Source organism: Advenella sp. EE-W14 (assembly GCF_012923605.1).
Lineage (GTDB): Bacteria > Pseudomonadota > Gammaproteobacteria > Burkholderiales > Burkholderiaceae_B > Advenella > Advenella alkanexedens.
Map to the genome: position 1 here is coordinate 170,635 of NZ_JAAVNG010000007.1, position 14,640 is coordinate 185,274.

General features: G+C 54.4%; 12 protein-coding genes. 5 read left to right on the forward strand and 7 right to left on the reverse strand.

Annotation, left to right across the window (positions count from 1 at the left end; all coding sequences use genetic code 11):
* Positions 1–62: 62 nt before the first annotated feature.
* Positions 63–962: a LysR substrate-binding domain-containing protein gene (locus HCX92_RS04920; RefSeq protein ID WP_169293816.1), complete on the forward strand. Its 900-nt coding sequence runs from the start codon at positions 63–65 to the stop codon at positions 960–962.
* A 22-nt stretch (positions 963–984) separates the two neighbouring features.
* Here the strand turns inward: HCX92_RS04920 and purU are convergent, their stop codons facing one another.
* From purU to HCX92_RS04945, 5 genes are read right to left on the reverse strand one after another with little or no spacing between them, the layout of a single operon-like run.
* On the reverse strand, positions 985–1,836 hold the full coding sequence (gene purU / locus HCX92_RS04925) for a formyltetrahydrofolate deformylase (RefSeq protein ID WP_169293817.1): 852 nt from the start codon (positions 1,834–1,836) through the stop codon (positions 985–987).
* Position 1,837: 1 nt separating this feature from the next.
* Positions 1,838–2,956 (reverse strand): NAD(P)/FAD-dependent oxidoreductase, encoded by a 1,119-nt coding sequence (locus HCX92_RS04930; protein ID WP_169293818.1) that lies wholly within the window; start codon positions 2,954–2,956, stop codon positions 1,838–1,840.
* A gap of 2 nt (positions 2,957–2,958) precedes the next feature.
* Positions 2,959–3,480, reverse strand: a complete 522-nt coding sequence (locus HCX92_RS04935) for a flavin reductase family protein (protein WP_169293819.1) — start codon at positions 3,478–3,480, stop codon at positions 2,959–2,961.
* 34 nt (positions 3,481–3,514) lie between these two features.
* Positions 3,515–4,147 (reverse strand): pyridoxamine 5'-phosphate oxidase, encoded by a 633-nt coding sequence (gene pdxH, locus HCX92_RS04940; protein WP_169293820.1) that lies wholly within the window; start codon positions 4,145–4,147, stop codon positions 3,515–3,517.
* Between the two features lie 54 nt (positions 4,148–4,201).
* Positions 4,202–4,762 (reverse strand): gamma-glutamylcyclotransferase, encoded by a 561-nt coding sequence (locus HCX92_RS04945; RefSeq protein WP_169293959.1) that lies wholly within the window; start codon positions 4,760–4,762, stop codon positions 4,202–4,204.
* 162 nt (positions 4,763–4,924) lie between these two features.
* Here HCX92_RS04945 and HCX92_RS04950 point away from each other — a divergent pair, with 162 nt between their 5' ends.
* Complete coding sequence (locus tag HCX92_RS04950) at positions 4,925–5,746, forward strand: ThiF family adenylyltransferase (protein ID WP_169293960.1); 822 nt, start codon at positions 4,925–4,927, stop codon at positions 5,744–5,746.
* Here HCX92_RS04950 and uvrA read toward each other — a convergent pair.
* Entirely contained in the window at positions 5,743–11,445 is a 5,703-nt protein-coding gene (gene uvrA, locus HCX92_RS04955; protein ID WP_169293821.1) for an excinuclease ABC subunit UvrA, read from the reverse strand. The genes HCX92_RS04950 and uvrA overlap by 4 nt on opposite strands.
* Positions 11,446–11,685: 240 nt before the next feature.
* Here uvrA and pdxA point away from each other — a divergent pair, with 240 nt between their 5' ends.
* From pdxA to HCX92_RS04965, 3 genes are all read left to right on the forward strand, one after another.
* Positions 11,686–12,735, forward strand: a complete 1,050-nt coding sequence (gene pdxA / locus HCX92_RS04960) for a 4-hydroxythreonine-4-phosphate dehydrogenase PdxA (protein WP_248289999.1) — start codon at positions 11,686–11,688, stop codon at positions 12,733–12,735.
* A gap of 125 nt (positions 12,736–12,860) precedes the next feature.
* Positions 12,861–12,989, forward strand: a complete 129-nt coding sequence (locus HCX92_RS14965; protein WP_256368576.1) for a hypothetical protein — start codon at positions 12,861–12,863, stop codon at positions 12,987–12,989.
* 216 nt (positions 12,990–13,205) lie between these two features.
* Positions 13,206–14,135 (forward strand): glycosyltransferase family 2 protein, encoded by a 930-nt coding sequence (locus HCX92_RS04965; protein ID WP_169293822.1) that lies wholly within the window; start codon positions 13,206–13,208, stop codon positions 14,133–14,135.
* Here the strand turns inward: HCX92_RS04965 and HCX92_RS04970 are convergent.
* A complete protein-coding gene (locus HCX92_RS04970; protein WP_169293823.1) occupies positions 14,132–14,611 on the reverse strand; it encodes a hypothetical protein in 480 nt (159 codons plus the stop codon). The genes HCX92_RS04965 and HCX92_RS04970 overlap by 4 nt on opposite strands.
* Positions 14,612–14,640 lie beyond the last annotated feature (29 nt).

Here is a 14,640-nt window from a genome sequence, read left to right on the forward strand (position 1 = left end):
TTGATAAAAATGCACAATATGGTGCAATATATTCACTTCAACCCGTTGAAAAGGAAAAAAACATGCGTAAAGGAGTGCCCAATCTGGGGGCCTTGCAGGCCTTTGAAGCCTCTGCACGGCTGGGATCGTTCTCCCGCGCTGCCGAGGAATTGTCCCTGACTCACAGTGCGGTGTTCAGACAGGTAGCCGGGCTGGAAGAGCGTCTGGGCGTGGAATTGTTTACCCGGGTGCGGCGCCGGATTGTGCTAACCGACCATGGTGCGGAATATGCGGCCAGGGTCCGGCATCATCTGGAGCAATTGCAAAAAGACACGTTTGGACTGATCAGTCGTGCCGGTATTGGCCGCAGCCTGCATCTTGGCACTGTTCCCACCCTGGCCACCACCTGGCTGATACCCCGTCTGGCCGGTTTTCAGCGGCTGTATCCTGATATTGCCATCAGTCTTTCCATCAAGACGACCCCCTTTTTATTCAAGGATTTTCCGGTGGATGCCGCCATTTATCATGCGGAGCAGCCCTGGAACAATACCCGCAGTATTCGTCTGTTTTACGAACAGGAACTGATTCCGGTGTGTTCATCGCAGCTGTTGGCACGGGTTAAACACAAAGGGGTGAAGGCTTTGGCGGAAATGACTCACCTGCATATGATGACGCGGCCCGATGCCTGGATGCAATGGTACGAACACAACCATTATGAGTATGAGCCACATATACTGGCGGGTCCCCGGTACGAGGTTTTCAGCATGTTGCTGGCTGCGGTGGATGCCGGTCTGGGCATGGGACTGTTTCCGGCCTTTATTGCCAGGGAACATATCAAGAGCGGGCGTTTTGTGATGCCGGTGCAGGCCGTCTTGCCGGTGGATAAATCCTATTATTTTGGTTATCCCGATGACCGTAAGGTTTCGGAGGCACTGGACCTGTTTGAGCAATGGCTGGTAACGCAGGCACAGCAGCCAGCCTGAGGAAAGCCGGCTGGGTAAGGTTTTATTTGAAAATAACGGTTTTGTGGCCGTTTAGTAAAATGCGGTGTTCAACATGGAGTTTCACTGCCCGTGACAAGACCAGCGATTCCGTGTCACTGCCCACCTGGGTCAGGTCCTCGGCGGTCATGGTGTGATCCACGTACTGGATATCCTGTTCGATAATCGGACCTTCATCAAGGTCGGCTGTCACATAATGGGCGGTGGCACCAATGATTTTTACGCCGCGGGCATGGGCCTGGTGATAAGGGCGTGCACCTTTGAAGCTGGGCAGGAAGCTGTGGTGAATATTGATGGCACGACCCTGCAGGGCCTGGCACAAATCGTTGGACAGGATCTGCATGTAACGGGCCAGAACCACCAGGTCCACGTTCAGGTCTTCCACCAGCTGGATGATTTGCCGTTCTTGCTCGGATTTGGTCTCGGGCGTAATGGGCAGGTAATGGAAGGGGATGCCGTAAGAGGCCGCCAGGGATTCGTAATCCCGGTGGTTGGAACCAATGCCAACGATATCCACCGGCAAAGAACCGTGATGCGCGCGGAACAGCAGGTCATTCAGGCAATGTCCCTGTTTGCTGACCATGATCAGGACACGGGATTTTTGATGGGCGTTATACAGCTGCCAGTTCATGTTGAACTGTTTACCCAGTGGTGCGAATTTTTGCTTAAGGCTTTCAATGTCCTGTGCGGTTTGCAGGGAAAAATGAACGCGCAGGAAAAACTGGCGGGTCTCTACATCGCCAAATTGCTGCGAATCCAGAATATTGCCATTCAATTCAAGCAGGAGGCCGGAAATGGCATGGACAATGCCGGTACGGTCAGGACAGGAAACGGTAAGGATGTAATCTTTTTGCATGTTAATGGGATGTTGGGTTAAGTGCTTGCCAGACTTCATCGGCCAATGCCAGGCAGGAAGTCAGGCCGGGTGATTCGATGCCAAACAGGTTAACCAGATTGGCAATCCCGTGTTGGGCGGGGGACGAGATCATGAAATCGGCAGCGGCTTCATCGCGCGAAACAATTTTCGGGCGGATGCCGGCATAACCGGGCTCAAGGCTGCCATCGGCCAGTTCGGGCCAGTAGCTGCGTACGGCTGCATAGAATTGTTGGGCCCGGGCGGGATTGACGATATAGTCTTCTTCAGTGACCCACTCGGTATCAGGGCCAAATTTGGCCTGTCCACCCAAATCCAGTGTTAAGTGGACGCCCAGGCCGGATTCGTTGGGCATGGGGTAAATGAGATGGGAAAAAGGCGCCTTGCCGCTTAAGGTAAAGTAATTGCCTTTGCAGTAGTACTCGGGGGGGATAGATGCCGGGTTCAATCCCTTGAACTGGTGTGCCAGGCGGGGGGCGTGCAGGCCGGCCGCATTCACCAGAATGCTGCATCGCAGGCTCATGGCCTCGGCACCGCCAAAGGTACAGTTGAATGTGCCGTCATCTTCTATGATCACACTTTCCAGTGGTGTATGGAAAACACATTGTCCACCCTGATTTTCAAGGTCGCCCTGCAGGGCCAGCATCAGGCCGTGGCTGTCTATAATTCCGGTGGAAGGCGAGAGCAGGGCTGCCTCGCAGTGCAGGCCGGGCTCCAGGGCCAGGACTTCCTGCCGGTTCAGTCTTTGAAGGTCATTCACCTGATTCGCTTTTGCCTGGGCCTGTATTTTGTCCAGTTGGTGCAGCTGCTCGCTGGAGGTGGCCACCAGCAGCTTGCCAATACGTTGGTGGGCAATACCGCGTTCTTCGCAATAGCGGTACAGCATTTCTTTGCCCTGTACGCATAAGCGGGCTTTCAGACTGTTGGTGGGATAATAAATGCCGGCATGGATCACTTCCGAGTTGCGCGAGCTGATGCCCATGCCAATGGCTTCCTCGGCCTCAACCAGCAATACTTCCTTGCCGGCCATGGCCAGTTTACGGGCCGCGGCAAGACCGACCACGCCGGCACCAATCACAATACACTCGATATCTACACTCATGGTCATTCCTTGTTGAGAATGGCTTGTGGGGTCAGGTCGAAACTGCCGGCATGGTAAACCAGGGGCAGGCTATGAGTATGACCGCAGCGCTCTACTTCACCAATCAGGATCATGTGATCGCCTTCGTGGTAACGGTTGCGGCTGTAGCATTCAAACCAGGCCGCGCAGCTTTCGTTGGCCAGTTTGGGCAGCCCGTATTCATTAAGCGTGTAATTGGCATCGGCAAAACGTTCTTGGGCTGTGCCTTTGGAAAAGCGGCGGGCCAGTTCAAGCTGATCGGCAGCCAAAACGTGAATGATATAGCGTTCGGTTTGCTCAAATGCCCTGAGATTGGAAGAGTCCTGGGTAAGACTCCACAATACCAGGGGTGGATTGAGCGATACCGAGTTGAAAGAGCTGACGGTTAATCCGACAGGATTGCCCGTTTCGGGATGCGTGGTGGTGACGATGGTAACACCGGTGGCAAAGCGGCCCAATGCCGTTCTAAATGCGGGAGAATCAAAATCGGGAGCGCGTAAGCTCATGGGTAAACCTTGTGAATCAGAAAAAAACGGTACTTCAGGGTGACAGGCGTGTGAACGTCCAGTTTCCATCATTGCCTTTGCTGTATTTGATGCGATCGTGCAGGCGTGAAGGCCGGCCTTGCCAGAATTCGATGGTTTCAGGAACAATCAGGTACCCGCCCCAGTAGGGAGGCTTGGGAATATCACTGCCGAACTTTTCCTTGAAATGCAGTTCCCGGGCCTCGAGTTCGGCACGGGTAATGGGCTGGCTTTGAATGGAGGCCCAGGCGCCAATGCGTGAATCTTCCGGACGGCTGTTGAAATACTCGGTGGATGCCTCTTCGGACAGCTTGACGACATGACCGTTGATATGGACCTGCCTTTGAAGGGGAAGCCAGCAGAAAAGGGCACTGATATTGGGGTTGCCGCTTAAGTCTTTGCCTTTGCGGGATTCGTAGCTGGTGAAAAACACCAGGCCCTCTTGGTCAAAACCCTTTAACAGGACGGTGCGGGAAGATGGCTTGCCTTCTGCCGAAACCGTGGAAACGATCATGGCATTGGGCTCGAGGATTTCCCCCTGGCGCGCCTCTTCAAACCAGTTTGAAAACTGGGTTATGGGGTCGGAGGCCAGCTGGGATTCGAGTAAAACGTTTCTTTCGTACTTTTGGCGCAAATCGGCAATAGACATGGCAGTGAAATGGATACGTAAAAGGGTTAGTTTACAGCATGGCAGTCACCGTGCTTACGGTTTGGCAATGCGTTGCTTAATAAGTTCGGCCAGTTCAAACAGGTTTTCATCTTTGATGCTTGCCTGGGCCAGTGCATTGGCGGTTTCCAGCACGTATTCGGGGCAGGGGCCACAAGAGCCGGTGGCATTAAGCACGATATCAACCGTTTCTTCCCGGGTAAGCCCTTGCACGTAGGCATGGCTGTTGATGTCCATGACGAAGGCAAGCGCAGTAATGGGGCCCATCATGGTTTCACACCTGATCCATTTGGGAATGTAGGCACCAGAGGGCATTTCGCGTTTCCAGAGCAGACGGAACTGTTCATGGATATTGTCATCATGCAGTTTGTAAACCTTGCCCTGGCAGGTGCCACCCACATCAAGACCGAAAACCAGGCCCGGCTGCTCGGGGGTACCCCGGTTGACACTGGACCACAGGCAGAGGGAGCGGTGATAGCCCTGCAGCGTGGCCAGGCGATCTTCCTGAAAGTTGAATTCGGGGCGCCAGATTAAGGAACCGTAACCAAACACCCAGATTTCTTCGGGGGACGGATGTTCGGCAAGCGTTTGCAACATGGACAGTTCGCGTTCTTCATCGGTCCACAGGCGGAATTTCTGGATATGTTCAATAGCTTTGTGCAAGGCAGTAGGAAGAGGAGTCTTCACTTTGAATTCGATTTAAAAATGTAAGTTAAAATAGCCTGACTTCAGTATAGGACAAAAGAGACACAAATGAGTATGCAGGAAAGTAATAATGAGCGTCGTTTTGGGGGCTTGCGCCGGCTATATGGTGAAAAAGCAACGCAGACCTTTGCCAGTGCTCATGTTATGGTGGCTGGTATCGGTGGTGTCGGATCCTGGGTGGTCGAGGCGTTGGCCCGTTCCGGTATTGGCCAGCTTATGCTGGCTGACCTGGATCATGTGGCCGAGTCCAATGTCAACCGGCAGATTCATGCCTTAAGCCAAACCATGGGCATGGCCAAGGTACAGGCGATGGCAGAGCGGGTGGCAGGCATTAATCCTGAATGTCAGGTATATCCGTTTGATGATTTTGTGGATGCCACCAATATTGATGAATTGCTGGATGGCAGGCGTCCCGATGTTTTTATTGACTGCACCGACCAGGTGTCGGCCAAGGTCGCCATGGTGCTTGCCTGTCGCCAGCGTAAGATCCCTCTGGTCATGTGTGGTGGAGCGGGTGGAAAAACCGATCCTTTAAGTTTGCGGGCCGGTGATTTGTCACAGGCCCGCAATGATGCCTTGCTGGCCCGCCTGCGTAATATCCTGCGCAAGCAGCACGGTTTTGCGAAGGGTTCTGACCATAATGGCAAGGCCCTGAAGCGCGTTCCCAAAATGAATGTGGATTGTTTCTGGTTTGACCAGCCTGCCATTTTGCCCGATTTATGGCTGGCAGGGCGTACTGATGCCGAACCGCAGGGGGCTGCCTTGCAGGGCTTGTCCTGTGCCGGCTATGGCTCCTGTGTCACCGTGACGGCAACAATGGGCATGGCGGTGGCCAATGCAGGTATTGCGCGATTGTTGAAAAAGTCCCGTTACTAGGTGTGAGCCTCCCGTTGCTTTATGCAACTACCCATAAAATCAAACAACACCTGACCGGTATGGGAGTTGTGCCGGGTTGCCATCAAGTCTTCAGGGGTACCGGTAGCCACCACTTCACCTCCTTCGGTACCCCCTTCAGGGCCCATATCCACAATCCAGTCGGCTTCGGCCATGATATCCAGGTTGTGCTCAATCACGACCACGGTATTGCCGGCCTCTACCAGACGGTGTAAAACGTGGATCAGCTTTTCCACATCGGCCATGGACAGTCCTACCGTGGGCTCGTCCAGCACATACAGGGTATGCGGGCGACTTGAGGCACGGCCGGTTTTAATGACGCCTTCGTCCATGCGTGCCTTGACCAATTCGGTTACCAGCTTGATGCGCTGTGCCTCTCCACCCGACAGGGTGGGTGAAGGCTGTCCCAGGGTCAGGTAGCCCAGGCCAACGTCCTGCAGCAATTGCAGGCTGCGGAACACCTTGGGATGGGCGGCAAAATAGGGCAGTGCATCATCGACTTCCATGCGCAGCACGTCGCCCACGGTTTTATCACGCAGGCGTATGCCCAGGGTGTCGCTATTGAAGCGGTTGCCGTTGCAGGCTTCGCAGTGTACTTTGACATCAGGCAGAAAGCTCATTTCAATGGTGCGCATGCCCTGGCCTTCACAAATCGGGCAGCGACCTTCACCTGTATTGAAGGAGAAGCGCGAGGCGTTCCAGCCGCGGATTTTGGCATCCCGGGTTTCGGCAAACTGTTTGCGCACGTCGTCCCAGAAACCCACATAGGTGGCAGGGCAGGAGCGGGGTGTTTTGCCAATCGGGGTCTGGTCCACTTCCAGTACCCGATCCAGTGATTCCCAGCCTTCAATTTGTTCACAGCCCCTCCATTGTGGTTCGTTTTTGGTGCCAATGAAGGTTTTCAGGTTGTCCAGCAGGACATCCCGGGCCAGGGTGGACTTGCCAGAACCGGATACTCCGGTAATCACCGTCAACCGGTTTAGCGGAACGGCTGCCGTGACGTTCTTCAGGTTATGCAGACGGGCATTTTTAACGGTAAGGAAAGCGTTGTCTTCGTTGACTGGACGGCGTGCCTGCATGGGGTGCGCAATGGGGTGGGCCAGGTATTGGCCGGTTAATGAAGCCGGGTTGTTGGCAATGTCCTGGTAGCTGCCCTGGACAACCACGGTGCCGCCCCGTACGCCGGCACCGGGACCGATATCAATGATATGGCTGGCGCGGCGAATAGTGTCTTCATCGTGTTCAACCACCACCAGGGTATTGCCATTGCCTTCAAGACGGGACAGGGCATTGAGCAGGATGCGGTTGTCGCGCGGGTGCAGGCCAATGGTGGGTTCGTCCAGGATATAGCACACGCCCTGCAGGTTGGAACCCAGCTGGGCTGCCAGCCGGATGCGCTGGGCCTCGCCACCGGACAGGGTGGGAGCGGCACGGTCCAGACCCAGATAGCCCAGTCCTACTTCTTCCATGAAGGCCAGGCGGTTTCTGATTTCAGACAGGATATCTCTTGAAATATCCGTTTCCCGTTTATTCAAGCTTAAATTGTTGAAGAAGGCCAGGGCTTCTGATACCGGCAGGGTGGTCAGGTCGGTGATGGCCTTGTTCTGCCATTGCACGGCACGGGCATTGCGGTTCAGGCGCAGGCCATGGCAGGAAGGGCAGTCCTGCAAGGCTGCTTCCTCCTCTTGACTGGTGTTGACCCAGCTGCTTTCCTCACCGGTTTGTTCGGCATCAAAACCGGTGATTTTCAGGCCGGTACCAAAGCAATCGGGACACCAGCCATGTTTTGAGTTGAAAGAGAACAGGCGTGGATCGGGTTCGGGAAAGCTGGTGCCACAGCATGGGCAGGCACGTTTGATCGAGAACTGCTGCTGGTTCAGATGGCTGGTTTGGAGGGGATTGTCCCTGTCCAGTTCCCAGATAATGCTCATGCTGCCCTGGCCATGCTCGAGTGCTTTGTGCAGGGCCGCTTTCAGTTCGCTTTCATTGTTGGCGTCCACGATGAAATCGGCAATCGGCAGTTCGATGGTGTGTTCCTTATAGCGATCCAGCCGTGGCCAGGGTTGCACGGGAATGAAGTCGCCATCCACCCGCAAATGGGTGTAGCCTTTGGCTTGTGCCCATTTGGCCAGGTCGGTGTAATAGCCTTTGCGTGCCGTGACCAGGGGGGCCAGAATGCCGATGTGCTGGCCTTTGTGGGCCTGCAGGATACGGGCAAAAATCTGTTCGGGAGTTTGCGGTTCGACCGGTACCTGGCAGTCGGGGCAGAACTGGGTACCCAGCTTGACATACAGCAGGCGCAGGAAATGGTGGGTTTCAGTCATGGTGCCCACGGTGGACTTGCGTCCGCCCCGGCTGGTGCGCTGTTCAATCGCCACAGTGGGTGGAATGCCGTAAATGGCGTCCACATCGGGCTTGCCGGCCGGTTGCACCACGGCACGGGCATAGGCATTAAGCGATTCAAGGTAACGGCGCTGGCCTTCGTTGAACAGGATATCAAAGGCCAGGGTGGATTTGCCCGAACCCGATACGCCCGTAATGACGGTAAAGGTATTGTGAGGGATATGGACATTGATGCCTTTGAGGTTGTGTTCGCGGGCATTCATGATGTCGATGTGATCGGGCCTGACAACGTTGCGGCCGGCTGGCTGGCGCAGGGCGGTTCCCAAATAGGACGGAGAGGCCTCGTTCAGCTTGCCTGGCACCGTGCTGAGTATGTTTTGTTCATACTCGCGCAGGGCATGGCCGGTATGGGAGCTGGCATGTTGCATGATCTCGGCGGGAGAGCCCCGGGCCACAATCTGGCCACCGGCTTCACCCCCTTCGGGACCCAGATCAATGATCCAGTCGGCCGCCCTGATCACATCCAGATTATGTTCAATAATCAACAGGGAATGGCCGGCAGCCAGCAGCTTGCGGAAGGCGCGCATCAGGCGGGCCACATCATCAAAATGCAGCCCGGTGGTGGGTTCGTCAAACAGGAACAGGCTGCCTTTTTTGGCCACCTTGGCGCTGGAAATGCCGCTGCGGGCCGCCGTGGCCAGGTGTCCGGCCAGCTTCAGACGCTGGGCTTCGCCGCCCGAAAGGGTGGGTACCGGCTGACCCAGTGCCAGGTATTCCAGCCCCACATCCGACAGCGGCATCAGGCTGGTTTGTACATCTCGCAAGCCCTTAAAAAATTCCAGGGCCTCGTGCACGGTCATGGCCAGCACTTCATCAATGGAAGCCTGGCGTCCCAGGTGCTCAACCTTGACTTCCAGTATTTCAGGCCTGAAACGTTTGCCATCGCAATCGGGGCAGCGCAGATAAACGTCGGACAGGAACTGCATTTCCACATGCTCGAAACCGGTGCCGCCGCAGGTGGGGCAGCGTCCGTCACCGCTATTGAAACTGAACGTGCCTGCCGTGTAACCACGCTCGCGGGAGACCACGGCCTGGGCAAACAGCTTGCGGATGGCATCAAAAGCGCCCACATAACTGGCCGGGTTGGAGCGGGCGGTTTTGCCAATGGGAGACTGGTCTACCATGACCACATCGGCCAGCTGTTCGGCACCCAGCAGGCGGGTAAACGGCCCGGGGGCTTCGGTGGGTTTGCCAAAATGCTTGAGCAGGGCCGGATGCAGCACATCCTGGATCAGGGTGGATTTACCGGAACCGGATACTCCGGTAATGCAGACCAGTCGGCCCAGTGGAAATGACACATCGCAGTGCTTGAGGTTATTGGCTGTCACGCCTTCAAGAATCAGCCGGGGCGTATTGCCACTGACCGGCATGGGACGGGGTGACTCCACTTTCAGTTTGCCGCCCAGGTATTGGCCGGTCAGCGAAGAGGCCGAGCGCAATTGCCCGGGAGTACCGTCAAAAATGATTTCACCGCCCCGTTCGCCCGGGCCCGGGCCAATATCCAGAATCCGGTCGGCCGCCACCATCACTTGCGGGTCGTGTTCAACCACCACCAGGGTATTGCCGGCATCGCGCAGGCGCAGCATGACCTCGATAATGCGGTGCATGTCACGCGGATGCAGGCCAATGGAGGGTTCATCCAGCACAAACAGCGTATTCACCAGCGAAGTACCCAGGGCCGTGGTCAGGTTGATGCGCTGTACTTCGCCACCCGACAGGGTGCGGCTTTGACGGTCCAGGCTTAAATAACCCAGCCCGACATCGCACAGGAATTTCAGGCGCGTGCGGATTTCGGTCAGTACCAGGGTCATCGCGGCATCGTTGTCTGTCCCCAGCTCCAGTTGCTGGAACAGGGCATGTACCCGTTCGATAGGTAGCTGCATCAGGTCATGAATGGCCAGGCCGCCCAGCTGGTTCAGTTGTGCTTCGCGCCAGGTGGCTCCTACTGGCTTGAAGCGTTTGTAATTGCCAGTAATCGGGTCGTTCTGGCGGGTATTGCCCAGGCGCCACAGGTTGGCATCGGGTTTCAGGCGTGAGCCATGGCAGGCCGGGCAGGGCGTGTAGCTGCGGTACTTGGACAGCAGCACGCGCACGTGCATTTTGTAGGACTTGGTTTCCAGCCAGTCAAAAAACCGTTGCACCCCGTACCACTGGTGTTTCCAGGCCGAGGCGCCGCCCTTCCATTCGGGGTCGCCATACAGGACCCAGTTTTTTTCGGCCTGGTTGAGACTGTTCCAGGGAGTTGCCGTGCGGATGCCAATTTTTTTTGCATATTGCATCATTTCGGTTTGGCATTCTTTGTAGCTGGGCGTTTGCCAGGGTTTGACAGCACCTTCTTCCAGGGACTTGCTTTCATCGGGAATCACCAGGCCAAAATCAATCCCCATGGCCCGGCCAAAGCCCCTGCAGGTTTCGCAGGCTCCCAGGGGGGAGTTGAATGAAAACGTGCTGGGCAAGGGGGCGGAGTAGCTGATATCGCAGTGGGCGCAATGCAGCTGGTCACTGAATTTCCAGGTATGCAGGGGGGTGTTTTCAGTGTCAAGCACGTAAACCGAACAGTGTCCGTTGCCATATTTCAGACAGGCCTCAAGCGCCTCCATCACGCGGGATTTTTCCGCATTTGAAAAGCGCAGCCGGTCTTGCACCACATACAGTACGCGCTGGGTTTCAGAAACCGGCTTTTCTTTCTTTTTCTTGTCTTTCACCAGGCGGGTGACCGTGCGGGTTTCCTCGACATGAATTCGCGTGTAGCCCTGTTGCTCAAGATAGCTTTTGATTTCTTCTTCGGAGTAATTAAGGGGCACAATCACCGGGAAGGTAATAATCAAACGGGGATCAGCAGTGGCGGACAGGCTGGCCAGTGATTGGTAGATGCTTTCCGGATTGTCTTTTTTGACTTCACGCGCGCAACAGCGGCAGTACAGGCGGGCGGCACGGGCATACAGCAGTTTCAGATGGTCGTTCAACTCGGTCATGGTGCCTACCGAGCTGCGCGAATTGCGGACCGGATTGGTCTGGTCAATCGCAATGGCGGGCAAAATGCCTTCGATGCGTTCCACCTGGGGCTTGTCCATGCGGTCCAGGAACTGGCGCGCGTAAGGGGAAAAGGTTTCCACATACTTGCGTTGGCCTTCGGCATAAAGGGTATCAAACGCCAGGGAGCTTTTGCCGGACCCGGACACCCCGGTAATGACCGTGAACTCACCGGTGTTGAAAGTGACATCGAGGTTTTTAAGGTTGTTTTGTCGGGCGCCGACGATCTTGATTTGAGAGCTCATGTGTATGGATACCGTTATGCTTGAAGGCTTTTGGACGGGTGGAAAAAAATAAGGGGAAAGGGGAATACTGTTCAAACATCCAGATTCATTATATGACGGCTTTGCCACCAAAGCCATGAAACCCTGCCATTAATAGGTGTGAATTTGTGCCTGAATGGCAGGGCTGAACTGTTAAACTTGGAAGACGGAAATCTTATTAATATGTAATACTGGCAATCTTGTTTATTGGAAGGGCGGAGTATGTCAGGCGAATCATTACAACAGGCGGCTTTGCCGCTGGGCATTACCATGGGGGATGCGGCCGGCATTGGCCCCGAACTGGTTGTGAAACTGTTTGCAAACGGCTTGCCGGCACCGGCGGTGGTGTATGGTGATACGGGCAGTCTGGCCAGGGCGGCGGGTTTTCTGGCACTGCCGCAGGTGCATATCCGGGAATTTGCCAGCATGAATAATTATCTTCAGGAAAGTCTGACGGGACATGTTGCAACGCCAGCCACATCGGATGCTGTTGTTATTCCTGTCATTAACTGCGCACCGCCCATTCCGGCCAGCCTGCCTCTGGGGCAGGTTAGCAAAGAAGCCGGGCAGGGGGCTTATGCCTATCTTTGCCAGGCTATTGATGATGCCATGGCGGGGCAAATTGTCGCCATTGTGACCGCACCCTTGCACAAGGTTTCTTTGAAAATGGCGGGGGTGGATCATCCCGGCCATACTGAAATCCTGGCGCAACGTTCGGGTGCGGGGCAGGTGGGCATGATGCTGTTAAACGACGAATTGCGGGTGTTGCTGGTGACGATTCATATCCCGTTGTCGGCGGTGCCGCAACAGGTTACGTATGAAAATGAATGCACGGCCATTCGGCTGGCACACCAGGCCTGTCGCCAGCTGGGCATTGAGCATCCGCGTGTTGCCGTGGCAGGTTTAAACCCGCATGCCGGTGAAGAAGGGCGTTTTGGGCTGGAAGATGTCAATATTATTGCCCCCGCCATTGAGTATATGCGTGAACAGGGCGTGAACGTCAGCGGCCCTTATCCCGGCGACACCATATTCATGCGCGCCCGCAAGGGAGAGTTTGATATTGTCGTGGCCCAATACCATGACCAGGGCTTGATACCCGTGAAATACCTGGGCGTGGATAATGGCGTTAACGTAACTGTTGGCTTGCCTTTCATCCGCACCAGCGTTGACCATGGCACTGCTTTTGACATTGCCGGGCAGGGGGTTGCCGACGAATCTTCTTTGCGGGTGGCGTTTGAGCTGGCCATGAAAATGAGGGTGGTCCCTGAGTAAACAAGTGGGGCTGCGTGAGAATGCATGGAGATTTATTTAATTTCTGCATGATGGGCTATCGATTGATAAGCAGGCATATTTCAAGTACACTAACGGGCTAACCAATTTATTATCTGGAGAATCTCATGGCTGAAATCAAGCGCGTACGTCGCAATACTCTTGAGCGCCGTTGCTTGGGTAAAGCTTTCAAACGTTTGTTTGTTAGCTCACCAAAAGGCGTGTTCAAAATGCTGGAAAAAGTGAAACGTGTTTAATGCCGTCATGGCATTAACCGTGCTTTGCCCGTATGGCAAAAATTTAAGGCCGTTGTCCCAGACAGCGGCCTTTTTCATGTAAAGCTCTGGCTTTTAATGTCAATTACGCATTTTACGATTCACTACATGTTAAGCATTATTAACATGGCAAACTAACCATGTTGTTTGTGGGTTCAGCGGCCATTAATAAAGCAAAATCGTTATTTACTTTCAGCCATGACAGATAATCAGTTTTCTTTTACTGTATTGACTCCGACTTATAACCGTGCACATACCTTGTTGCGCGCTTATGAGTCGTTGTGCAATCAGCAATTCAGCGATTTTGAGTGGCTCATTATTGATGACGGCTCTACCGACAACACCCGTGAGTTGATAGAGAAATGGCAAGAGGACTCTCCCTTTCCCATTCGTTATGTCTGGCAAAGAAACCAGCACAAAAAAACGGCCTTCAATAATGGTGTGAATAATGCCTGGGGGCGCTTGCTGGTTGTCCTTGATAGCGATGATACGCTGACCCCGGATGCCCTTAACCAGATGTGGGCCTGCTGGCGCTCCATTCCTGCCGAGCAGCGTGAAGGCTATATCGCCGTAACCGGTCTGTGTGCCCGTCCTGATGGCAGTATCGTTGGCGATAAATATCCCGAAGATGTCATGGATATGACGTCCATGGATATGACTTTCCGGCATTCGGTCAAAGGTGAAAAATTTGGCTGTATGCAAACGGAAGTGCTGAAGTACTTTCCATTCCCCGAGAATATAGATGGGTTTGTACCGGAAAGCCTTGTTTGGCGTGCCATTGCCCGAGAAGGATATTTAACGCGTTTCGTAAATCAGGTGTTTCGGGTTTATCATGAAACCGAAGGGTCCTTGTCCGAAGAAGGAGCGCAAACAGGAAGAAAACATGCGTTGGGCTTATTGTTGCTGGCACGGGATACCGTAGTGGAATGCCTGCCATGGTTCAGGTTCCAGCCAGTGTCTTTTTTAATGGCTGCCGCACGTTATACCCGTTTTCGTCTGCATTTGCGGGCAAGGGGCGTTAAGCTGCCCGGACTGGCTCAATTGCGCGGGTTGATGCCAACCCTGTTGGTGGCATCCATGTATCCCGTGGGTTTATTGCTTTATCTGCGCGATAAAAAACAGCATTAGTGCAGGGTTGGGGGTGGAGGTGTGATGTCGGGTTCGTCATCATCACCATCCTCATCATCCCAAATCTCTTCATCATTGGATAAGGCTTCATCGTTAATCGCAAACGGCAGCATTTCTTCCAGTGTTTCAGTCCATTGCACTTCTTCGCCCGTATAGTCAATACGAATAAAACGGATGTTGTCCTGGTCGGTTAGCTGGATGCCCCACAGAAACTCACAGGCATAAACCTCTTTTTGTCCATCATCAAGGCCACCGGCATTGCCCAGCAAGCGTGCGGATGGGCCACCCATCTGGATGTGAACGATCTCTTCATCCCCGGCTTCATCGTTGATGTCCAGTGGAATGCCGAACATCACCCATTCAAAGCCGTCTTCAGAGGTATCCACTTCGGCCAGAACCGGCTTGCCCATATAGGCACTAAGGGCATCGGCAGTTTTTCCAAGGAGTTCCAGTTCGTGTTCAGTAAAGGTAAGCATGTTTATCACTATAGGGTAAGCGTAGAGTC